The organism is Verminephrobacter aporrectodeae subsp. tuberculatae, assembly GCF_026127385.1.
Classification (GTDB): Bacteria; Pseudomonadota; Gammaproteobacteria; order Burkholderiales; family Burkholderiaceae_C; genus Acidovorax; species Acidovorax aporrectodeae.
Window position 1 is genome coordinate 406,325 of record NZ_QZCX01000003.1, and the last position, 22,606, is coordinate 428,930.

At 63.4% G+C, this 22,606-nt stretch carries 23 protein-coding genes; 22 read left to right on the top strand and 1 reads right to left on the bottom strand.

Annotated features, from left to right (window positions below; all coding sequences use genetic code 11):
• Positions 1–67: 67 nt before the first annotated feature.
• Positions 68–577, bottom strand: coding sequence for a cupredoxin domain-containing protein (locus D5041_RS16895; protein ID WP_010108089.1), 510 nt, complete (start codon positions 575–577; stop codon positions 68–70).
• A gap of 202 nt (positions 578–779) precedes the next feature.
• On the opposite strand from D5041_RS16895, the gene D5041_RS16900 reads away from it, so the two are divergent.
• The 22 genes from D5041_RS16900 (at position 780) to D5041_RS17005 (ending at position 22,575) form a co-directional block, all read left to right on the top strand.
• Positions 780–1,499 (top strand): FadR/GntR family transcriptional regulator, encoded by a 720-nt coding sequence (locus D5041_RS16900; RefSeq protein WP_010108087.1) that lies wholly within the window; start codon positions 780–782, stop codon positions 1,497–1,499.
• Positions 1,500–1,530: 31 nt separating this feature from the next.
• Complete coding sequence (locus D5041_RS16905; RefSeq protein WP_265285276.1) at positions 1,531–3,135, top strand: ABC transporter substrate-binding protein; 1,605 nt, start codon at positions 1,531–1,533, stop codon at positions 3,133–3,135.
• A gap of 55 nt (positions 3,136–3,190) precedes the next feature.
• Positions 3,191–4,180: an ABC transporter permease gene (locus D5041_RS16910; protein ID WP_265285277.1), complete on the top strand. Its 990-nt coding sequence runs from the start codon at positions 3,191–3,193 to the stop codon at positions 4,178–4,180.
• Between the two features lies 1 nt (position 4,181).
• Positions 4,182–5,021 carry an ABC transporter permease gene (locus D5041_RS16915; protein WP_265285278.1) on the top strand — a complete coding sequence of 280 codons (840 nt, stop codon included), beginning with the start codon at positions 4,182–4,184 and terminating at the stop codon, positions 5,019–5,021.
• Positions 5,022–5,026: 5 nt separating this feature from the next.
• The gene (locus D5041_RS16920; protein WP_265285279.1) at positions 5,027–6,673 is read left to right on the top strand and encodes an ABC transporter ATP-binding protein; all 1,647 of its coding nucleotides are present in this window, start codon (positions 5,027–5,029) and stop codon (positions 6,671–6,673) included.
• Positions 6,670–6,822, top strand: coding sequence for a hypothetical protein (locus D5041_RS16925; protein WP_265285280.1), 153 nt, complete (start codon positions 6,670–6,672; stop codon positions 6,820–6,822). The genes D5041_RS16920 and D5041_RS16925 overlap by 4 nt, the downstream gene beginning before the upstream one ends.
• 354 nt (positions 6,823–7,176) lie before the next feature.
• On the top strand, positions 7,177–7,449 hold the full coding sequence (locus D5041_RS16930) for a Flp family type IVb pilin (RefSeq protein ID WP_010105524.1): 273 nt from the start codon (positions 7,177–7,179) through the stop codon (positions 7,447–7,449).
• Positions 7,450–7,460: 11 nt separating this feature from the next.
• Positions 7,461–8,906 (top strand): pilus assembly protein TadG-related protein, encoded by a 1,446-nt coding sequence (locus D5041_RS16935; RefSeq protein WP_265285281.1) that lies wholly within the window; start codon positions 7,461–7,463, stop codon positions 8,904–8,906.
• Positions 8,903–9,727 carry a hypothetical protein gene (locus D5041_RS16940; RefSeq protein WP_265285282.1) on the top strand — a complete coding sequence of 275 codons (825 nt, stop codon included), beginning with the start codon at positions 8,903–8,905 and terminating at the stop codon, positions 9,725–9,727. The genes D5041_RS16935 and D5041_RS16940 overlap by 4 nt, the downstream gene beginning before the upstream one ends.
• 27 nt (positions 9,728–9,754) lie before the next feature.
• Positions 9,755–10,573, top strand: a complete 819-nt coding sequence (locus D5041_RS16945) for a hypothetical protein (protein ID WP_265285283.1) — start codon at positions 9,755–9,757, stop codon at positions 10,571–10,573.
• Positions 10,570–10,863, top strand: coding sequence for a hypothetical protein (locus D5041_RS16950; RefSeq protein WP_265285284.1), 294 nt, complete (start codon positions 10,570–10,572; stop codon positions 10,861–10,863). The genes D5041_RS16945 and D5041_RS16950 overlap by 4 nt, the downstream gene beginning before the upstream one ends.
• Positions 10,864–10,913: 50 nt before the next feature.
• Positions 10,914–11,909, top strand: coding sequence for a Flp pilus assembly protein CpaB (cpaB, locus tag D5041_RS16955; protein WP_265285285.1), 996 nt, complete (start codon positions 10,914–10,916; stop codon positions 11,907–11,909).
• Positions 11,910–11,938: 29 nt separating this feature from the next.
• Positions 11,939–14,092: a secretin GspD/PilQ domain-containing protein gene (locus D5041_RS16960; RefSeq protein WP_265285286.1), complete on the top strand. Its 2,154-nt coding sequence runs from the start codon at positions 11,939–11,941 to the stop codon at positions 14,090–14,092.
• A 156-nt stretch (positions 14,093–14,248) separates the two neighbouring features.
• The gene (locus tag D5041_RS16965; protein WP_265285287.1) at positions 14,249–15,130 is read left to right on the top strand and encodes a hypothetical protein; all 882 of its coding nucleotides are present in this window, start codon (positions 14,249–14,251) and stop codon (positions 15,128–15,130) included.
• Positions 15,131–15,142: 12 nt separating this feature from the next.
• Positions 15,143–16,243, top strand: a complete 1,101-nt coding sequence (locus D5041_RS16970; protein WP_265285288.1) for a hypothetical protein — start codon at positions 15,143–15,145, stop codon at positions 16,241–16,243.
• Between the two features lie 139 nt (positions 16,244–16,382).
• Complete coding sequence (locus tag D5041_RS16975; protein ID WP_265256859.1) at positions 16,383–17,483, top strand: hypothetical protein; 1,101 nt, start codon at positions 16,383–16,385, stop codon at positions 17,481–17,483.
• 17 nt (positions 17,484–17,500) lie between these two features.
• Positions 17,501–18,061 carry a hypothetical protein gene (locus D5041_RS16980; RefSeq protein ID WP_265285289.1) on the top strand — a complete coding sequence of 187 codons (561 nt, stop codon included), beginning with the start codon at positions 17,501–17,503 and terminating at the stop codon, positions 18,059–18,061.
• Between the two features lie 53 nt (positions 18,062–18,114).
• On the top strand, positions 18,115–19,854 hold the full coding sequence (locus D5041_RS16985) for a TadA family conjugal transfer-associated ATPase (protein WP_265285290.1): 1,740 nt from the start codon (positions 18,115–18,117) through the stop codon (positions 19,852–19,854).
• The gene (locus D5041_RS16990) at positions 19,851–20,720 is read left to right on the top strand and encodes a type II secretion system F family protein (protein WP_010106643.1); all 870 of its coding nucleotides are present in this window, start codon (positions 19,851–19,853) and stop codon (positions 20,718–20,720) included. The genes D5041_RS16985 and D5041_RS16990 overlap by 4 nt, the downstream gene beginning before the upstream one ends.
• Before the next feature lie 10 nt (positions 20,721–20,730).
• On the top strand, positions 20,731–21,090 hold the full coding sequence (locus tag D5041_RS16995) for a hypothetical protein (protein WP_265285291.1): 360 nt from the start codon (positions 20,731–20,733) through the stop codon (positions 21,088–21,090).
• Between the two features lie 4 nt (positions 21,091–21,094).
• Positions 21,095–22,033 (top strand): type II secretion system F family protein, encoded by a 939-nt coding sequence (locus tag D5041_RS17000; protein WP_265285292.1) that lies wholly within the window; start codon positions 21,095–21,097, stop codon positions 22,031–22,033.
• Positions 22,033–22,575 (top strand): DUF192 domain-containing protein, encoded by a 543-nt coding sequence (locus tag D5041_RS17005; RefSeq protein WP_265285293.1) that lies wholly within the window; start codon positions 22,033–22,035, stop codon positions 22,573–22,575. The genes D5041_RS17000 and D5041_RS17005 overlap by 1 nt, the downstream gene beginning before the upstream one ends.
• Positions 22,576–22,606: the final 31 nt, after the last annotated feature.

The following is a 22,606-nucleotide window of genomic DNA, read 5'->3' on the forward strand; positions in this document are numbered from 1 at the left end:
GTCGGGCAATCCGCGCGGGGGGCGGGGCAGGCGGCGCGCTGGAGGCACGCGCCGTAGCCACGGCGTGTCAGCGTTTGCGGGGCAGCACGGTGATGCTGCCGATCATTCCCGCCTGGGCGTGGCCCGGGACCAGGCAGGCGAAGGCAAAGCTGCCGGGGCGGTTGAAGGTCCAGACGATGTCCCCCTTGTGGCCCGCGCTCACATGGGCCATGTGGGGTTCGCCGTGTTCCATGGCGGCGTTTTTCTGCATCATCTCGGCGTGCTGCTCCAGCCCGTGCGCCGTTCCGATCACGATTTCATGCTGCACCTGGCCCTTGTTTTCGGCGCGCAGGCGCAGGGTCTCGCCCTCGCGCACTTCGATCCGGTCGGGGGTAAATCGCATGTCGTCGGTCATGCGGATACGGATGGTGCGCACCACGGCCCTGGCGTCGCCCGCAATGCCCCAGGCTTTCTGCACTTTCTTCAGCGCAGGGGCGTGCGCGCCGTGGTGCGCTGCGTCCCCATGCGCCGGGGCTGCGCTGGCGCTGGCGCCGAGCACCCAGACGGTGGCGGCGGCGATGAAATGCATGGTACGCATACGGTGTGGGCTCCTTTTGGGGGGGCCATTATGCCCACCAGGTACAGCAGCGCCACGGTGCCAGCTACAGCCCGTCCGCGCGTACGGCTGGCACCGAAATTGCACCTGCCAGCATCACAGGTAAACCCGAATGACAAGCCCTCATTTCTGCGTCAAATTGGTCTTGCCACTTGGCAGCCTGACACTGAAAGCCATATCTCTCATGCCGACCCTTGAGCCCATCAACGTCTCCCGCCTGTACCGGATGATTGCCAGCCAGATCAAGGAAAAGATCCGCAGTGGCAGCTACCGCACGGGCGAGCGCTTGCCTGCGGAACGCGAACTCGCCGAGATGCTGGCGGTCAGCCGGCCGTCGGTGCGCGAAGCATTGATCGCGCTCGAAATCGAGGGCTGGGTGGACGTGCGGGTGGGCAGTGGTGTGTACGTCACGGGCCCGCAATCGCGCCTTGCCTCGTCCGCAGGGCCCATGGCAGCACCGGCCTTGCTGGACATGGGCGCCGCCGACCTGCTGCAGGCCCGCCTGCTGGTGGAGCCCCATTGCGCCGAACTGGCTGCGCGCCACGCCACACCCGCCCAGATCGGGCAGATGCAGGAGGCCGCCCTGGCGCTGCCTGGATCCGAACAGCCTTTCAGGCACAACGACCGGCTGCACCTGCTGATTGCCGAGGCCAGCGGCAATGCCGCGCTCGCGTCCACCGTGCAGCACCTGTGGGCCCTGGGCGAGCGCAGTGCCATCTTCAACAAACTGAACCAGCATTTCGTCTATGGCCAGGTGTGGGAGCAGGCGCACAACGAACACCTGCCGCTGCTGCGTGCGCTCCAAAAGCACCAGCCCGCCGCGGCACGGCGCGCCATGCGCGACCATCTGCTGGGAATCAGCCGCCGCCTCGGCCTCGACGCCAGCGAGGACCGGGAAATGTGACCCCCCTGTTTTTACTTCCCAGGAGAGCCGAATGAAACCGCCCCTTCCCCGTTCCAGCCGCCGCCAGGCAAGCATCGCCCTGGCGCTCGCTGCCGCGCTGCTCGGCGCAGCCAGCGTCCGAGGCCAGAGCGTGCAAGGCCAGACGCAGGGGGGAACGCTGAGCGCCATCGTCCAACCCGAGCCCCCCACCCTGATGCTGGGCCTGAACCAGCAAGCGCCCACGATCTACGTGGCCGGCAAGATCTATCAGGGCCTGCTCACCTATGACGCCCAGCTCAGGCCGCAGCCCGCGTTGGCCAGGTCGTGGAAAGCCTCCAGCGACGGCCTGAGCTACACCTTCGAACTGCAGCGCGGCGTGAAGTGGCACGACGGCAAGCCCTTCAGTGCGGCCGACGTGGTGTTCAGCGTCGACAAGTTCCTGCGCACGGCCCACCCGCGCAGCCGCCTGGTGATCAACAGGTACCTCGATTCGATCACAGCCATCGGCGAGCACGGCGTCGAGTTCAAGCTCAAGGAGCCCTTCTCCCCGTTCATGAGCCTGTTCGTCGTCGACAACATGCCCATGATTCCGAAACACATTTACGAAGGCAGCGATTTCTACAGCAACCCGGCGAACCAGACGCCGATCGGCACCGGCCCGTTCAAGTTCAAGGAGTGGAAGAAGGGCTCGCACATCGTGCTCACGCGCAACCCCGATTACTGGAAAAAGGGCCTGCCCTGCCTCGACGAAATCGTGTTCCGTGTGATCCCCGACGCCGCGTCGCGCGCCGTCGCGTTTGAAAAAGGCGACGTGCAGTTGCTGCGTGGCGGCGACGTGGACAACGTCGACATCAAGCGCCTGAAGGCCCTGCCCAACGTCACGATGAGCACCCGGGGCTGGGAAATGTACGCGCCGCTGGCCTTCATCAGCATGAACCAGCGCCGCCCCCCGTTTGACAACCTGAAGGTGCGCCAGGCGGTGATGCACGCGATCAACCGCAAGTTCATCGTCGACAACATCTTCTTCGGCATGGGCAAGATTGCGACCGGTCCGATCGCCTCGACGACGCTGTACTACGACCAGAACGTTCCGCAGTACGCGTTTGACCTGAGGAAGGCGCGCGCGCTGATTCAGGAGTCGGGCGTGAACGTCGGCGCCACGCCGGTGCGGATCCTGTCCTTCCCCTACGGTTCGGCCTGGGATCGTCTGGCCGAGTACACCCGGCAGAGCCTCGAACAGATCGGCTTCAAGGTGCAGATCGAGCCGGCCGACGCCGGCGGCTGGGCCAAGCGCTTGGGGGATTTCGATTTTGATCTGACCTTCAACTTCACCTACCAGTACGGCGACCCGGCGCTCGGCGTGGCGCGCCATTTCCTGTCGACCAACGCCGTCAAGGGGTCGCCCTTCGTGAACAACCAGGGCTACCGGAACCCGAAGGTCGACGCGTTGTTCGCCAACGCAGCGGCGGCGCGCAGCCCGGAATTGCGCCAAAAGCTGTACTCCGAAGTGCAGAACATCCTGATGGCCGAGGTCGCCAACGGTGTGTTGTTCGAGATCGAAAACGCCACCTTCCATCAAAAGCACATCCGCAACCTCGTGCAGACCGGCATCGGCCTGAACGAGAGCTTTGACGACGTCTGCTTCGACAAGAAGTGACGCCGCCCCGGCCCGCCGCAGACCCTGTGGTCCCTGTAGACCGGAACGCCGTCCCGTGAAACTGATCTCCTTCCTCAGCGCCAGACTGGGCAAGGCCCTTTTCGTCATCCTGGGCGTGGTGGTCCTGAACTTTCTGTTGATCCGCCTGGCTCCCGGTGACCCGGCGAGCATCATGGCCGGCGAGGCCGCATCCTCGGACCCGGCCTACCTCGCGCAACTGCGCCAGCGCTTCGGACTGGACCAACCGCTGTGGCTGCAACTTGGGCTGTACGTCAGGGGCATCCTCCAGTTCGACCTGGGCTTTTCCTACCGCAACAACCTGCCGGTGCTTGACCTGATCCTCGAGCGCCTGCCCGCCACGCTGCTGCTCATGGCGCTGGCGTTCGTCTTCTCGCTGCTTGCGGGGGGCCTGCTCGGCGTGATCGCCGCGCGCAGCCGCTACACCGGAGAACACACCTGGCTGGACAGCCTGATCATGTCCGTATCGCTGCTCTTGTACGCCACCCCCTTGTTCTGGCTGTCGCTGCTGCTGATCATTCTGTTCTCCGTCACGCTGGACTGGCTGCCCGCGTTCGGCATGGAGAGCGTGGGCGCAGGATTCGTCGGCTGGGCGCGCGCCAAGGACATCGGCGCGCACCTGGTGCTGCCGGTGGTGTCGCTGGGCTGCTTTTTCATGGCCGTCTACGCGCGCCTGACACGCGCCTCCATGCTCGAGGTGATGGGTCTGGATTTCGTCAGGACGGCGCGCGCCAAGGGCGTCCCGCCGGGCCAGGTGATCCGCCGCCACGTCCTGCGCAACGCCATGTTGCCGGTGCTGACCTTCGCCGGAATCCAGCTCGGCCAGATGGCGGGCGGTGCACTGCTCACGGAAACCGTGTTTGGCTGGCCCGGCATTGGCCGGCTCATGTTCGACGCGCTGATGCAGCGCGACTACCAACTGCTGCTCGGCGTGTTTCTGGTGACCTCCACCATGGTCGTGCTGCTCAACCTGATCACCGACCTGCTGTACCGCTTGGTCGATCCGCGCATCGAATCGGAAAACTGAGATGAAGAAATTCATGCGCCGTTTTGCGACCCACAGGGGCGCGCTCGCGGGCCTGGTGATCCTGGGCCTGGTGGTCCTGATGGCCCTGTTCTGTTCCGTCTGGTACGAGGAATCGCCCTGGGCCATGGTCGCCGAGCCCCTGCTCGCGCCGCTGACCGACCGCACCTACCCGCTGGGCACCGACATGCTGGGTCGCGACCTCGGCGCCGGGCTCGCCCATGGCGCGCGCGTGTCGCTGCTGGTGGGGGGCGCGTCCACGCTCGCAGCCGTGGTGTTCGGTGTGCTGGTCGGTGCGCTGGCCGGCTTTTACGGCGGGCGCATCGACGACCTGCTGATGCGCTGCACCGAGTTCTTCCAGAGCATTCCGCAACTCGCCATGGCCGTGGTGCTGGTGGCCATCTTCACGCCGTCCCTCTACTCCATCGTGGGGGCCATCGCCAGCGTGTCGTGGCCGCCCGTGGCGCGGCTGGTGCGCAGCGAGTTCCTCTCGCTCAGGCAGCGCGAGTTCGTGCAGGCCGCGCGGGTGATCGGGCAAGAGCCGGCGCGCATCATCTGCACGCAGATCCTGCCCAACGCGATGCCGCCCATCATCGTCACCGCCTCGCTGATGATCGCGAGCGCCATCCTCACCGAATCCTCGCTCTCCTTTCTGGGACTGGGCGACCGCAACCTCATGAGCTGGGGCTTCATGATCGGCGCCGCCCGCACCATGCTGCGCGAAGCGCCGCTGATGAGCCTGTTGCCCGGAATGGCGATCCTGCTGACCGTGCTCGCCATCAACCTGATCGGAGAGGGCTTGAACGACGCGCTGAATCCGCAACTGCGCAAACCGGGGGAGTGACTCCCATGTCCGCCATCGCTTGCACGCCCCCGCTGCTGAGCGTCGAACGACTCACCGTGGCGCTACCCGCCGGCAGCGACCGCGCGCACGCCGTCAGGGACCTGTCGTTCGAGCTGCGCGCCGGAGAAATCCTGTGCATCGTGGGCGAATCCGGCAGCGGCAAATCGATCAGCGCCAACGCCATCATGGGCCTGCTGCCAAGCCAGCTCAGGCCACAAGCGGGCCGCATCCTGTTCCAGGGCCGTGACCTGCTGCAACTGCGCGAGCACGAACTGCTGGCGCTGCGCGGCAAGGACATGGCCATGGTGTTCCAGGAACCGATGTCGGCGCTCAACCCGCTGATGCGCGTCGGCGCGCAGATCGCCGAGGCACTCGCGGTGCACGGCGCCTGCCCGGACGCAGCGCGCCACCAGCGCGTGCTGGCGCTGCTGGAATTCGTTGGCCTGCCCGACCCGGAGAGCCTCCAGGACGCCTACCCCTTTCGCCTGTCCGGCGGCCAGCGCCAGCGCGTGATGATCGCCATGGCGCTGGCGCTCGAGCCAGCGATGCTGATCGCCGACGAGCCCACCACCGCGCTGGACGTGACCACGCAGGCGCAGATCCTGGCGCTGATCCAGCGCATCCAGACGCGCATGGGAATGGGCGTGATGTTCATCACGCACGACTTCGGCGTCGTCGCCGACATCGCCGACCGCGTGGCCGTGATGGAAAAGGGCATCCTCGTCGAGCAGGGCCCGGCCGATCAGTTGCTCAACCACCCGCAGCACCCCTACACCCGGCGCCTGATCGCCGCAGTACCGCAGCTGAGCGCTCAGGCCCACGCCAGCAGCACCGATCCGACGCACCCGGCGCTGCTGCAAGTGCAAAACCTGCGCAAGACCTACGTGACCGGAGGCGGCCTGTTCGTGCGCCGGCGTGTGCTGCACGCGGTCGATGGCGTGAGCTTCAGCGTGCAGCGCGGCCAGACCCTGGGAATCGTGGGCGAGTCCGGCTCGGGCAAGTCGACCATCGGCAAATGCCTGCTGCGCCTGCTCGACATCGACGGCGGCCAGCTCCTGTTCGACGGCATCGACATCGCGCCGCTATCGCAGACGCAGTTGCGGCCCCTGCGCCACAAGCTGCAAATGATCTTCCAGGACCCGTTCGCGTCGCTGAACCCGCGCCACACGGTGGGCCGCAGCATCAGCGACGGCCCGGTGGCCAACGGTGTGCCCCGCGCCGAGGCCGAGCGCAAGGCGCGCACGCTGCTGCGCCTGGTGGAACTCGACGCATCGGCCTTCGACCGCTACCCCCACGCCTTCTCGGGCGGCCAGCGCCAGCGCATCGGTATCGCCCGCGCGCTGGCGCTGGAGCCGCAACTGCTGGTGGCCGACGAAGCAGTATCGGCGCTGGACGTCTCGGTACAGGCCCAGGTGCTCGCGCTGCTGCAGGACATCCAGCAGCGCCTGAACCTGGCCATGATCTTCATCACCCACGACCTGCGGGTCGCAGCGCAGCTGTGCCACCGGATCGCCGTCATGCACCAGGGCCGCATCGTCGAGTGCGGCACACCGTCCGAGGTTTTCGAGCACCCGCGCAACGCATACACGCAGCGCCTCATCGCCGCGATTCCCGGCAGGCACTGGAGCCCGCCGACCACGCCCGATCCATGAGAGCACACCGCTCGCCCGCGCGCCGCGGGCGAGCGCAAACACACCTGGCGCTCGGCCCACGGGCGGCCCCATGCGCGGTGGCCGACGCGCAAGCGTTGATCGCCGGTAAACGCCACGCCTACGCCCTGTGCCACTCGCTGGGCGCCTGAACCGGCCTGCTTCGGGAAGGTCGCATAGGCGCTGGCGGCGCCTCGCGCCTCGCGCCTACTGCTCCGAGGTACTCCGCTTTGGCATTTGCAAGAACAGCAGATCACCGTCACCCAGCACGGGCCTGCTGCGCTCCGGCGAGGCCAGCGCCAAAACCCGTAGAAAAAATAAGGTTTAAAAATCATATTTCGTATTTAAAAATGGCAATACATTTGTAATGCAATTGCTATTCATTGGAAAATTTCTATCGAATATCCCATGGAAAGTCATATATATGTCGCGAAAGTTGCTCTATGATCCTTCCAAAAAAAAGGCACTTTTTTTCTTCATCCGCAACCGGCTCAGGAGGTTCTGACATGTTCCGCACTCTCTTCAACACCCGCCGCACCGCCAAAAAGCAACGTGGCCAAGGCATGACCGAATACATCGTCATCGTGGCGCTCATCGGGGTCGCTGCCATCGCGGTCTATCAAGCTTTTGGCGAGACCATCCGAGCGCAAATGTCGGGCATCGCCAACGAGGTCGCGGGCCAATCCGCTCAGACTGCGATCACTGCAGCCGACGCCGCGGCCAAGAAGGCCGATACCGAGCGGAAAGTAAAGGGTCTTGACGCTTACAAGAACAAGTAAGCAACTACCCCATGCACTGCGTCGTCCAACAAGGCGGGCGGGGGGCCGCCCGGCAGCGCGGGCAGGCGCTGATCTACGGCATGTTTGTCGTGATCGGCGCCCTGGCTGCACTGTTCTTCCTGTTCAACACCGGCCAGCTTTCCCAGGAAAAAACCAAGCTGGTGAACACGGTCGATGCAGTGGCCTACAGCGCCGGCGTGATGCACGCGCGGGCGTTGAATTTCAGCGCCTACGGCAACCGCGCGCTGGTCGCCAACGAGGTGCTCGTGGCCCAGATGGTCAGTCTGTCATCGTGGGCGCAGTACGCGGAGACCCGCGTGCAGAACCTGCCAGGCCAATTCCCCGAATGCCTTGATTCAAGCGGCTATTCGCTGTTCTGGACTGGCGGGGCCAAATACGGTGCCAAGTATGGGCTCATGTGCTATGCCGTCGTGCAGTATCTGGGCCAATACATAGAAGATGTAGCCAAGGAGGTGCCGGACCTGACGGAGAAAGTGGTGAAGGCGGCGGAACTCAACAAGAAGGCGATACAGCAAGCCCACAACCTGCTGCATGCCCCGCTCTATTTGCAGAGCCTGCGCGCCGAGGTGATGCAGGACGTCGCCCGGGCCAACTACGCCAATGACGGCAGCGTGGAGGTAGAGCCCCTGGGTCCGGGCATGGCCTCGGCGCTGACCGACGACTGGGGCAGTTTCACGCGCAAGTACAGCGGCCAGGACCGCAAGCGCATGGCCGAACTGGCCAGCTATGCCGCACATACCGACGAATTCACGCGCAAGCGCAAATGGGATTCCTTTGCAGTAGCCCCGGCTTGCTTTACTTCCCGCAGCAGAGTGAGCCGAGGTGGAGGCACCGATCTGGTCAACTATGACGAGTGGATTGCGCAAGACACCGAGTCTTGGTGGGAGGTGCGATACCGCTTTTTTCGTTGCAAATACTGGGAAAATCCCATCGCCTACGGCGAGCAGCAGGCGCATCCCGAGGGCCAGGACCAGGACGATTCAGAGGCATCCCTGGGCGGCGCCCGAGACAACCCGGAGGCATCGAGCATGGCATCGTCCTCGCACTGGACGGGCTACAGCGGCATACCCAACTACTACGATCTTGACCAGCAGCAACTGGACAAGAGTGACCCCGCGCTGCAGTTCAGCGTGCGCTTGGTCCGCGCACGCGGCGAGTTGCGCACCTCAGACGGCAGGAGCGCGATAAAGACCAGCAGCGGCAGCCGCATCAACGCCTACGAAAGCCGGGTGGCCAGCAACGTCATGGCTGCAGTGGCCACCTCCGAGGTGTACTTCGAGCGCCCGATCGATCAGCACGAAAACCTCTACGGCAAAACCCTGAATCGCCCCCGCGAACTCGCCAGCCTGTTCAACCCCTATTGGCAGGTGCGCCTGGTCCATTCCGAAACCGACGTGCAGGCGCAGCAACTGCGCCAGGGAGTGCTCATCCCATGAATAACGCAGCCTTCCGGAGTACGCCGCCGCAGCAGCAGGGCCAGGCGCTGGTCGAGTTCCTCACCATTGCCGCGGCCGTCCTCGGCCTGTTCCTGCTGATGCCGATGATCGGCAAGTACCAGGACATTGCCCATGCCACGCATATGGCAAGCCGCTACGCGGCGTTCGACGCCACGGTGCACAACGATGCAAAAAACGGCTTCAAGCCCGAGGCACAGTTGGCCGAGGAAGTGCGCCGGCGCTACTTCAGCACCCCCGACGCGCCCATCAGAACCGACGATGCAGCCGACGATTCCCAGGCCCATCAGAACCCGCTCTGGACCGACCCCCGGGGCAAGCCGCTGATCCGCAACTTCTCCGACGTCGCGGTCACTTTCGGCGAAGACGAGGCCCCCTCGCACAACCAGGCCTTCAAGGGCAGCAGCGACGGCAAGCCCTTCAGCCTGATGCCCCTGGCGAACCACGGAACGCTCGGCCTGCAGGCCCGGGGCATCTACCGCGTCAACGTCTCCGTGCCCCTGGCCAACCTGCCCGAAGGCATCGTCAGCTACACGCTTTTCGACAAAATCGATCTGCGCATCACGCGCCATACCAGCGTGCTGATCGATCCCTGGGCCGCGGAATCGGTGCAGCAAACCATGGACCGCTTTGGCAAGCTCGTCCCGCTGAACAGCCTGTTCTCCTCAATCGAAGCGGCGCTGGACATCGTCATCCCGCTCTTCGAGTTGGGGAAGGTATCGGCCCCCCAATTCGGGCGCCTGGAGCTCTGGCAGGACGTGGTGCCTGAAGATCGCCTCAAGGCCGACGAGCCCAAGAACTGAACCCGCACGACAGCAGGCTTCGAAAGCATGCAACACGCCCCGCCACCACCACGCCCGCCGGGAACACGAGCCGCTTCTGCGCGGCCAGGCAGACCCCTGCCCAAGCCCAAGCGCGCCGGCCTGTGCCTTGGCCTGTTGTTGCTGGCCCTGGGCGCACCCGCCGCAAGAGCGCAAGCCCCTTCTTGGCCCGAGGTCGCCCTGCCCGCGCAGGCCCAGAGCTACGGCGTCGGCCAGCAACTGGGAATGAACGGTCTGCCCATGCGCCTGACGGGCTTTGCCACCGAGGCAGCTCCGGAGCAAACCGCCGCGTGGTTTCGCCGCACGCTGGGTCAGCCCCTGGTGGAAAACCGCCTGGGTCGCAAACAGATCCTGGGCCGCGCCGAGGGCGGGTACTACCTGACCGTGCAGATCGAGCCTGGCAGCGACGGCCGGGGCAGCCGGGGCATGGTCGCGGTCACGCAGTTGCCCGGTGCCCCGCAGCCGCAGACCCGGGAGACGATCGCCCATTGGCGCCGCCTGCTGCCGGCAGGCACCCAAATCACCAGCCACCTGCAAGCGCAGGACAACGGCCGGTTCGCGACCCATCTCGTGGCGCTGAACCGGCACGGCGAGCAGCTCAATGCACAGCGGCTCGGCGCAGCCCTGCGCGAACAGGGCTACGCGCTTGAGCGCAGCATTAGCACCGACAGCGCCCAAACCGCCGCCGGCTTGCCCGAACAGGCGGCAGGCCTGACCCTGCTCTTCCGCGGCCCGGGCAAGGAGGCCATGGCCACGATCACGCGCGACGCGCAAGGCCAGACCAGCATCGTGCTGCTCACCAGTGTTCAGTTGGAGCTACTGCCATGAACCGTTGGCGTTTTTCCCCGCGCCGTGCGCACCCCAAGCCAGGGACAGCGCGCAACCGGCTTTCCCGGGCCGCAGGCAGCGCCCCCTCGAAGAAGACGCACCGCAGGCGACCCGGGGGTGCTGCATTGCAATGCGGCCGATCCTCGGTGGAGTACGGCGTGGTCTGCGCGGCCCTGGCCTTCGCGCTCGGCGTGGGCATGCTCGACGACAGCAGCGTGCTGCGCGAGTTGCTCAACGCCTTCCAACTCGCCTATCAAAAGTTCAGCTTCGCCATTTCGCTGCCTATCTGAGTCGCCCGTTTGACCCCTATCTTTCGTATCCCTTGTTCCATGCTTGCCCCATGAAACTCTCCCCGTTCCGACTCGCCGCCCTGCGGCCCAACAAGACCTGGCTACTCTTTGGGGTGGCGTTGCTGATCGGCCTGGTTGCCGCCTTGAGCGCCCGCAGCTACCTGAGCAGCTATATGGAGGCGATCGAGGCGCGCGCCAAAGGCAAGACCACCGTCCTGCTGGTGGCCAAGCAGGACCTCAAAAAAGGCGATGCCCTGTCCACCAAGACCGTGGCGGTGCGCAACGTTCCGGTGGACTACGCGCATTCCAACGCCATCACGCCCGAGCATTTCGATCGCATCGAGGGCCAGAGCGTCGAGCAAGACATCAAGGAGGGCGAAATCCTGCTCTGGAGCCTCATGCAGACCAAGAAGGCCCCGAGTTTCTCCTCGCGCGTCGGGATCGGGCGCCGCGCGATCACCGTGCACGTCGATGAGATCAACTCCATCTCCGGTCTGCTGGAGCCAGGCGACGCGATCGACCTGATACTCACGCTCGAGCAGGGTGGCAAAAAGACCACCTTCCCCCTGCTGCAAAACGTCCGGGTCATGGCCACCGGCCAACGCGTGGTGGACGACCCCAAGAGCGGCGAGCGGCGGCAGTATTCCACGGTCACGCTGGACACCACGCAGGCGCAGGCACAGAGCGTGGTCATTGCGCGCGAGGCCGGCAAGATCACGGCGCTGCTGCGCAATCCGCAGGACACGCAGGTCTTGGCGGAGGACAGTGCGGCGATGGCGGCGCTGCTGGGCCTCGCCGGCGACGTGCAGTCCCTGAGCAACTCCGCAGGTTCGATGGGCCGCACGGTGCCCGTGCTCTACGGCGGGCGCCGCAGCGACTTCAAGCCCGAGGAACTGATGCTGCGCCAGGCCGCGAACCAGGGCGGCGCCGACGAACCGGCCGCACTACCGCCCGGGCCGCCGGCCTCCAGCCCCAAGAAGCCAGACCAGCCCCCGGGCAAGCCCGGCGCATTGGTGATTCCCGCGCCACCCCGCGCCGCCCCATGACCCCAGGCCAAACGTTTCCCCACCCGCCCATGCCCCATCGCAGCATTCCGATCACCGCGACAGGCCACGCATTGCGCTGGAGCCTGGCCCTGGCCTGCGCAACGGCCCTGCCTGCGCCGGCCCAAACGCCCGCCCAGCCAGCATCCGACACCACGGACCTTGCCGCGCCGCCCGCGCTCTCGCGTGGCGGCTTCGCGCCGGCACTGCGGGCCAAAAAACAGACTCCGGCGGCAGTCTCCGGCCAACCCTACCGCCCCATCCAGAAACCGGACGACCAGGCCCAGGTGCCCGAGATCGAAATGTTCGTCGGCGAGTCGCGCGTCTTTCCCAGCCCCGGCGTCGCGCGCATTGCCGTGGGCAACGGCAAGGTGCTCACGGCCGCCGCGCTCGACGAACGCGAAGTCATCATCTTTGCCAACGAGGTCGGGACCTCCTCGCTGTTCGTGTGGAACGAGGAGGGCCGCTACCAGCGCGTCAAGATCAACGTCGTCCCCGGTGACACCAGCCGCTATGCGCGCGAGATCGCCGCGTTCCTGAGCACCATCCCCAACGCCAAGGCCTCCGTCATTGGCGACAAGGTCATCGTCGAAGGCGACAACCTGGGCGACGTCGACCTCAAGAAGATCGAAAGTCTCACAAAACACTATCCGCAAATCGTCAACTTCGCCAACCAGATCGGCTGGGAGCAGATGGTGCTGATGGACGTCAAGGTCGTCGAGTTTCCGGTGAATGAGCTGCGCGAAATCGGCCTGCGCTGGGGTTCCACGGGCGGCGCCAGCGTCGCCGGTCTCTGGGCGCCCGGCCGACGCGGCCACCAAGGGGGGCTGGTCATCGGTGTCCAGAAGCCGCCCATCACCTCCGCGGACGGCAGTGAGTTCACTCCGCTGTCCGGGGGCCTGAACGTCCTGAGTGCGATCAATATGGGCCTGAGCGCCAAGCTCGACCTGCTGGCCCAGGAGGGCAAGGCCAGCATCCTGGCGCAGCCGCAGCTGTCGGCGCGCAATGGAGCCAAATCCGAATTTCTCGCGGGCGGCGAATACCCCTACACCGTCCAAACCAATGAAGGGCCGCACATCCTCTTCAAGCCCTACGGAATCAAGCTCGACATCACGCCGCGCGTGGATCGCAATGGGGTCATCCGCGCCGAGATCACCAGCGAAGTCAGCCACATAGACTCCTCCATCTCAACCGTTTCCGGGCCGGCACTGAGCACACGGCGCACGAAAACCGAGTTCAACGTGCAAAACGGCGAAACCATGGTGTTGGCCGGGCTGATGTCGCGCAAGACCAGCGACAGCATCGACAAAGTTCCGTTTCTGGGCGACCTGCCGATACTCGGCGCGCTGTTCCGCTCCAAGCGCTTTCAAAACGACGAAACCGAGCTGGTGGTGTTCGTCACCCCGACGGTGATCAACAGCCAGTCGCCCGGTCTGATGCAGCGCGTCGAGCGCGCCACCGAGACCCTGCGCCAGCAGCGCCACGGCGCCGAACCCTTCCTGACCGCGCCCGGCGCCGCGCCCGCGCATCCGCCGCAGCTGGCGCCCGCCCCCGTGGCGAGTGCCGACGCCAGCATCGCCGCCGCCATGCCCGCCCCCGCCCCGATTCAGCACCCCGACCAACTGGCCGTGCTGCCGGAAGGGAAAAATCCCCTGGAGCCCTTGCCCTTGGTCAGCAACTGGCGCGTGGTGCACGACGGCCTGGTGCTGCACGCCCGGCCCGACGCCGACAGCGAGGTGCTGCTGCAACTGGGCCAGGGCAGCTTCGTGCGCGCAGCGCCGCACCAGCCCCCGACGGCCACCGCCGCCCCGGGCTGGCGCGCCGTTGCGGTCGGCGCATTGCAAGGCTGGGTGCGCGACGCAAGCTTGCAACCCGTTGCGCATCTGCTCAGCATCGCTGCACCGCCTGACGGCGCGCACGCCCGCCAGGCCCGGCAGGGCCAGGACATCGCCGCGCGCGAAACCGCCGGCGGGGACGCCCACCCCACACCCGGCAGCTACCGCGTCACCCTCGACGCACTCGCGCTGCGGGTCACGCCCGACGTCAACGCGCCCGTGCTGCAACGCCTGGCGCTGGGCAGCCAAGTCGAGGTCCTGCCCCAGGCCCCTCAGGCCCAGTTCTCTGCGGTACAGGTTGACGGGCGGCGCGGCTGGGTCGAGACCCAGTGGTTGTTCCCCGCTTTCTAAGCCGCAGCCAGCCATGATCGATCTGGAAATCACCCACCCTGACGGCCCGCTCAAGCCCGTGCGGGTGCTCGCTGTTCGCCAGCCGAGATGCAGGCTCATCGTGCGCCAGCGCAGCACACCAACGTCTGTTGCGCCACATGGCGCGGTAGTAGCGCCATGAGCAAGCTCCTCTGCTTCAAGGCAGCCATCGCATGGATGGTGGTTCTCATCGCCAGCGCATCTTGGGCGCAATGCGGCGTCACACAGGACTGCTCCCTGTTTCCCCCAGCCCCCACGTTAAACGTGTGCACAGCGAATCTCTGTTTTCGGAACGCAGAAGCCAGGAGAGAATATGAACAGAAAAATAACTGCACCATTTTCGATGGCGACCTTTGTGCCAGCAGAGTAGTCAATGCTGCTACGCAATGCTGTGTCATGGATTCCGTGACACAAATAAGCAAAATTCAGCAGAAGCAATACACAAAGTTGGATAAGAAATTCAACTGGGATATTTACTCAAAAGAGTGCACAAAGATGCAACAAAGCCAGGCCAAGCCCGATGAGCTATGGGCTCAATGCAAAGTCGGTCAAAAGCACTCTGCAAATGATGATTATCCGGTGGTGCATGTTGAGCAGAATGGTTCGGCTCGAACCTATTGCATTGATGGATGCAGTACGCCTCCGGAAATTGTAAAACTATCCGCTTTCTCTGGTATATTCATTTATGCTGACAGAAATAATCCAACTGGCGCAGGCCCTGGTGGTATCGGTAATTCATCCAGTTTTTTTGGTGCATGCTCATCTCATGACAAATGCTACCAGACATGTATCGCCAATGACCAGAGTGTCTGCGACAACAACATGCTCTCCGATATGCAGGTCGTTTGCAATGGGATTCCTGCCGATCACGAAACAACTTTTAAAGGGCTCTTGGGAGAAAATTCCGTTAATACACGACATGCTTGTCTTTTAGCCGCAGAAAAAATGCACACTGGACTGAGGAAATTTGGATCAAGCGCTTTCAATTTGCGTCGCCAGCAATATTGTCAATGCTGCTAGAAGGAGTGCATTGTGAAATTAAACGCAAAAATCGTCATCTTCTTTTTTACCGCCAGTATTGAGTCCTCAAGTGCTGGGCTGATCCTCAACAGCATAAACCACCAACAAACAACTCGCCCATACGCCCGGATCGATCTGAAGGATGGAAAATCCTACTGGATCTCTGCCGAGCAACTCAACGCAAACGGAACGGCAGCGACTTCCTTTCTACTTCAGGAGATGAACTGCATATCCCGAGGGAAAACAAAAAAAATCAAGACGCCGGACACTTATATGATTCTTGCGCCGCTGTCTGAATCCATCAGGCAAAACACTCTGGTGACTGGCGTGAATTTCCATGGGCAATGGAGCGTGATTCAGTTGAGTGCCAACCTGTCGAGTGTCAGGCAGGCACAGCCCTTGATCGACATGGGATTCGTCTGGGCCAGTGCTACTTCCCGGACCGGTTACTTCATCGCGGGCACCAGCGTGGACAAGCGCCCCACGCTCATCTACCTCAGTGCTGACCTAAAAAACAAGAAGACACTCAGCCAAGCAGATGACCACAACGGTGAAGTATCGAACGTCTTTGAAAGCAAAGGTCGTATTTTTGCGCTGTTCAACCGTTATCTCAGCAATCAAGACGCGAGTACACCTCCCGGAGCGGAACTGCGCGAGTATTCCGCCACCGGCGCTCCCGTTTCACGCACGCCACTCAACGGCATGGCGGCCACGGGAATGGCACTGAAAGATGGCGGCATCGCCATCAGCTACTGGATAGGCAAGCAACTATTTATTGAAAAACGTGGTGCCAATCTTTCCGCCCTTTGGTCCACCAAACTGCATCAACGCAGCGGAGTCGCTTCCAGAAAAGGATACCTGCTGGAAACCGGAAGCCATATTGCATGGGTTGGAGCAAACGATGACAAGCTACTGATACATCGCCTTGCACAAGACGGGAAATCAATTCAAACGTCCATCGACACAAAAACCAATATTGGCGCTCCAATTCCCGACATCTATTCAGTTCATTCGTCAGGAGATGATATTCATGTTCGTGGCGTAGCAAGACGATCCACAGACCCGTCCGGGCAAGTCACCGAGTTCTGCTTTACAGAGCAACCTGATTCTTGAAACCACTGGTACAGAGCATGAAAAAACGACACTTTCTCGGCATGGCCGCCTTGCTACCCCGATGGCCAGCATTTGCACAGAAAATTCCGCATCAGGTATGGAATCAGGTTCCGACTTTGTATTTCAATAGAACAAAATCATGAAGTCAAAATTTACAAGCACCCTCTTTATCCTCGCGGTAACCCTTGATGCTGCAAACGCAAAATTGGGCGTAGAAAGTATGACCCCCCAGCAAGCAGATCGACCCTATGCACAAATCATCCTGAAGGACGAAAAGGCTTTTTGGATATCTGCCGGGCAACTCAGTGCAGACAGCACGGTGGAGACTTTTCTTGTGATGCGGGGAATGGATTGCCGCTCCAAGGGAGAAACAAGAAAAATAAAAATGCCAGACAACTATATGGCACTGACGCCAGTGTCCGAATCCGTATGGCAAAACGCCTTGGTAATCGGAGCGAATTTTTTGGGTGAATGGAGCATGGTCCAGTTGCAGGCCAACCTGTCAGGCATCAGGAAGTCGCTGCCCTTGAGTGACGTGGGCGTCATCTGGGCAAGCGCATCGTCCAAGGCCGGGTACTTTATCGCAGGAGCCAGTATGAACAAGCAGCCCGTGCTCATGTATTTCAGTGCTGACCTCAAGACCCGGAAAATATTGAGCCAAGCCAATGATGGCAACGGCGAGGTATCGAGTGTCTTTGAAAGCCGAGGTCGTGTTTTTGCGCTATTCAACCGCCATGGTGACAGCAAGGACCAGAGCGCATCTTCCGGCGCGGAACTGCGCGAATATTCCGCGACCGGGACTCCTGTTTCGCGCACACCAATCAACGGCATAGCGGCCATAGGAACGGCGCTGAAAGATGGCGGTATTGCCATCAGCTACTGGGTAGGCGAGCAGCTATTCATGGAGAAGCGTGATGCAAACCTCTCTATCCTGTGGTCCACCAAACTGCACCAAAGCAATGGAATTGCTTCCATCAAAGGATACTTGCTGGAAGCCGGAAGCCATATTGCATGGGTTGGAGCAAACGACAACAAGCTACTGATACATCGTCTTGCACAAGACGGGAAGTCAATTCAGACGTCCATCGACACAAAAACCAATATTGGTATTCCAATTCCCGATATCTATTCAGCTTATTCGTCAGGGAGCAATATTTATGTTCGTGGCACGGCAGCGCGGTCCAAAAATCCGCCAGAGACAATCACCGAGTTCTGCTTTACAGAGCAACCTGATTCTTGAGATCACTGGTACAGAGCATGAAGAAACGACACTTTCTCGGCATGGCCGCCTTGCTGCCACGATGGCCAGCAATTGCACAGGAAATTCCGCATCAGGTATGGAATCAGGTCCAGGCTTTGCGCGGAATACCCACGCAATCCGGAATGACAAATCCCTCGTTGTATGTGTTCTTCGATCCAAACTGTCCCTACTGCGCCCAATTGTGGTCAATACCGATTGACGGCAAGCCATTTCATGATCTTCCGTCCGTCTGGATACCCGTTGCGTATCTTTCGAAAAGCAGTCTCGACAAGAGTGCAGCATGCCTGCGTGGTGGCCGAAAGGAAGATTTGCAACTCAATTTTTCCAATTACAACCGGCAGCAGCGCCTGGGCGGAATACCCGGTGTGCAAGCCACCCGGGCGGAGCGTTCCGCTCTGAATTCTGCAGAAGCGCTGTGGATCACTCTGGGTGGCGGAACCCCGATGCTTCTCTACCGCACGCGGCAAGGTGACGCCAAGGTGTTTATGGGCCTGACTTCTGAAAGCGATATGACCGCATTGGTTCACAAAATGGCCCTGCCCAATAGATCCATGTAACCCGACGTCCCACAGGTCCTTGCCAACGGAAATGCAACGAATGACAGCCTCCCATGATCGATCTGGAAATCACCCACCCTGACGGCCAGCAGCAGCGCATGCAGGTGCCGGATACATGCTCCATCGGCAAGAGCGTGCACTGCGAGTTGCGGCTGGACAACTGGCGCGTCGGCAAAGAGCATGCGCATCTGTTCCAAACACCGGCGGGCGTGTTGCTCGACGATGGCGGCAGCTTTGGCGGCGTGCTCGTCAATGGCCAGCGCATCGACGCGCAGTACGGGCCATTGCAGGCCAGCGACACCATCGGCATCGGCCCCTTTCGACTGCGCGTGCTCGGCCATGCACCGGCACCGGCGCCCGCACGGCACGACAGCGCCGAATCCAGGGCCCCTTCGCCCGGCGCCGACGCCGCACCGTCACCATCGCCCGCGATCGAACGGGACCCGTCCCTGCGCGCGCTTGAATTCGAATGGCGCAAGCGCCTGCACGCCAAGCTCATCGAGACCATGGACCTGCGCCGCCATGACGTCTCGGGCATGTCCGACGAGCACCTGCGCACCGAGGCCGGCGAGCTCATCGCCAGGATCATGCAGGACATGGACGCCGACATTCCGGCTCCGCTCGACCGCGACTCGCTGCGCAAGCAAATCCTCGACGAGGCCGTGGGCCTGGGGCCGCTGGAGGAACTGCTCAGCGACGACACGGTGACCGAAGTCATGGTGAATCGCTTCGACGAGATCTACATCGAATGCGCAGGCCGCCTGCAAAAGCATTCGCTGACCTTCACCAGCGACCACGCCGTGATGGGCGTGATCGAGCGCATCGTCGCCCCGCTGGGCCGGCGCATCGACGAATCCTCGCCCATGGTCGACGCGCGGCTCAAGGACGGCTCGCGCGTCAACGCCATCATTCCCCCGCTGGCGCTCAAGGGCTCCACGCTGACCATCCGCAAGTTCGCCAAGCGCAAGCTCAGCGCCGACGACCTGGTGCAGTTTGGCGCGCTCAGCCCGGCCATGGCCGACTTCCTGCGCATCTGCGTGGAGGCGCGCAAGAACATCATCGTCTCCGGCGGCACGGGCTCGGGCAAGACCACCTTGCTGAACATCCTGTCGAACTTCATCCCGCCCGGCGAGCGCGTCATCACCGTCGAGGACGCCGCCGAGCTCAAGCTCAACCACGAGCACCTGATCAGCCTGGAATCGCGCCCGGCGAACGTCGAAGGCAAGGGCGGGATCAGCATCCGCGAATTGGTGCGCAACACCCTGCGCATGCGGCCCGACCGCATCGTCGTCGGCGAATGCCGGGGCGCCGAGGCGCTGGACATGCTCCAGGCCATGAACACCGGCCACGAAGGCTCGCTGACCACGCTGCACGCGAACAGCCCGCGCGACGGACTGGCCCGGCTGGAGACCATGGTGCTCATGGCCGGAATGGAACTGCCGCTGGCGGCGATCCGCGAGCAGATCGCCAGCGCGGTGGACATCATCGTGCAGCAAACGCGCTTCTCCTGCGGCACGCGCATGGTCACGTACATCACCGAGATCAGCGGCATGGAAAGCGGCAAGATCCAGCTGCAGGACTTGTTCACCTTCGTGAACCGGGGCTACGCAATCCAGGCCAACGGCCTGAGCAAGGTGCAAGGGCAATTCAGCGGCTGCGACACGGTGCCGCATTTCTACGACGAACTGCGTGCCAGCGGCGCGGTGCTCGACCTGGACATCTTCCGCGGCGTTCCCGGGACCAGCACCGCCGGCGCCGGCGGCAACGCGCCGGGGGAAAGAGAGAGAGCATGAGCAGCCTCGCGCCGGACACCCTCTTTTTCGTGATCATCTCCGTGGTCGCCCTGTCGACCACGCTGCTGACCTGGCTGCTGATCGACATCGGCAGCTCCTCGCTGCGGCGCTACCGCGCCAGCTTTACCGAGCGCGCGGGCTTTCAGGCGGCAGAGTTCTTCCTGTTCATCGATCCGCGCAAGCTGTTCGTCGCCAACCTGGCGGTGATGGCGCTCGGCGGCGTGCTGGTGTGGCTCATCAGCGGCAGCGAACTGCTCGCGCTGCCGACCTTCTTCGTGCTCGGGCTGCTGCCGCGTTTCCTCTACCAGCAAATGCGCAAGCGCAGACTGCGCCGGTTCGAGGAACAACTGCCCGACGCGCTGATGATGCTCAGCGGCGGCCTGCGCGCGGGCGTGGGCCTGAGCAGCGCGATCGCGCAGCTGGTGGCCGAATCGAGCCCGCCGCTGAGCCAGGAATTCGCGCTCATGCTGCGCGAGCAGCGCCTGGGCGTGACGCTGGAGCAGGCACTGAACAACCTGAGCCGGCGCATGCCCACGCAGACCACGGTCCTCATCACCTCGGCCATGCGCATCGCCAACGAAACCGGAGGCAGCCTGGCCGAAACCCTGGAACGCACCTCGGTGACGATCCGCAGCCGGCTGCAAATGGAGGCAAAGATCGGCTCGCTGACGGCGCAGGGCAAGCTGCAAGCCTGGGTGGTCGGAGCCCTGCCCCTGGTGCTCATGCTCATCCTCAACAAGATGGAGCCGCAAGCCATGTCCATGCTCTGGCACACCCGCATGGGCTGGGCCACGCTGGCCGTGATCGCGGTCTTCGAGTTCATGGGCGTGTACATCATCCGCAAGATCGTCGCCATCGACGTTTAGGTTGAGCCCCATGGAACCGAACACCCTGATCCTCGCCCTGATCGCCGTGTCCGCCGGACTCAGTGCCGGCCTCGTGGCCTGGTTGCTCAGCCGCTCGATGGCCAGCGTCCCGTCCGAGGACCGCCGCTACAAGGACTCGCCGCCCCTGGCCTTTCGCCTGCTCTGGTGGCCCATCCAATGGATCAGCTACCTGCTGGCACCGCAGCTCGGCGACGGCAAGGCCGTGCAGGCCCTGCGGCTCAAGCTGCGCCAGGCGGGGCTGGACTACACCATGAGCCCCGCGCAGTTCATCGCCAGCCGCGTCATCAGCGCGCTGGTGGCGCTCATGGGCGTGTACATCATCCGCAAGATCGTCGCCATCGACGTTTAGTCCCATGGAACCGAACACCCTGATCCTCGCCCTGATCGCCGTGTCCGCGGGACTCAGTGCCGGCCTCGTGGCCTGGTTGCTCAGCCGCTCGATGGCCAGCGTCCCGTCCGAGGACCGCCGCTACAAGGACTCGCCGCCTCTGGCCTTTCGCCTGCTCTGGTGGCCCATCCAATGGATCAGCTACCTGCTGGCGCCACAGCTCGGTGACGGCAAGGCCGTGCAGGCCCTGCGGCTCAAGCTGCGCCAGGCAGGGTTGGACTACACCATGAGCCCCGCGCAGTTCATCGCCAGCCGCGTCATCAGCGCGCTGGTGGCGCTGCTGGTGGTCTGGTGGATCGTCTCCAGCTTCGACGGAGTGCCCATCGGCGCGAGCGCGAACACCGAGCCCCGGCACATTCCCCGCGGCGTCTACGCGCAGGCCATGGCCATCGGCGCGTTGCTCGGCTGGCTATACCCCGCGATCTGGATCCGGGACCGCATCGCACTGCGCCGACGCGAACTGCTGCGCATGATGCCCTTCTTCCTGGACATCATCACGCTGTGCGTCGAGGCCGGGCTGAACATGCAGGGCGCGATCACGCAGGCCGTGGCCAAGGGCCCACCAAGCCTGGTGCGCGAAGAGTTCCAGCGCGTGCTGCGCGACCTGCGCGCAGGCAAGGGGCGGGCCGAAGCGCTGCGCGACATGGGCGAGCGCCTGAACGAGCCCAGCGTGACGAACTTCATCATGGCCGTGATCCAGGCCGAGCGCATGGGCATGAGCCTCGGGCCGGTGCTGCGCGCGCAAGCCGACCAGCGGCGCTCGGAGCGCTTTCTGCGCGCCGAGAAGCTGGCGATGGAAGCCCCCGTGAAGATGCTCTTTCCGCTGATCGCATTTATCTTCCCCTGCACCTTCATCGTGCTGCTGTTCCCGATCGCGATGAAATTCATGAACACGGGGCTGTGATGACGGGCCAGCCGCACGCACTGCAGATTCGCCAAGCCCGGGGCTTCTGGGAGCGCTTCATCGGTTTGATGGGCCGCAGCGACCCGCGCGGCACGGCGGCTGGCGACAGCAGCGCATTGCTGATTGCGCGCTGCACCAGCGTGCACAGCTGCTTCATGCGCTACGCGCTGGACGTCGTCTACCTCGACACCCAGGGCCGCATCACGCGCCAGGTACCGGCACTGGCCCCCTGGCGCTGCAGCTGGGGCGGACCGGGCGCCGCCCATGTGCTGGAGATGCCCGCAGGCGCAATAGCCAGCCAGGGCCTGGAGCCCGGCATGCAGTTGCGGCCCTGGCCGGTGGATGCAGGCACGGGGCATGGCGTCTGCAGCGCCCGGTTTGTCAGGCCGGGTCGTGAGGGCCATGAGGGTCATGAAACAGCCCGCACACCACCGGACCCCCTGCCACTACCCACCACGGCATACGGCCGTTGCAAGAAGGATCAAGACGACGCCAGTTTCCCATCCACTACCAGCAGTTCCCGCGCAAGCACCACCGGGTGACGCCAGCGTGTTTCCCCATCCCTTTGTTTTT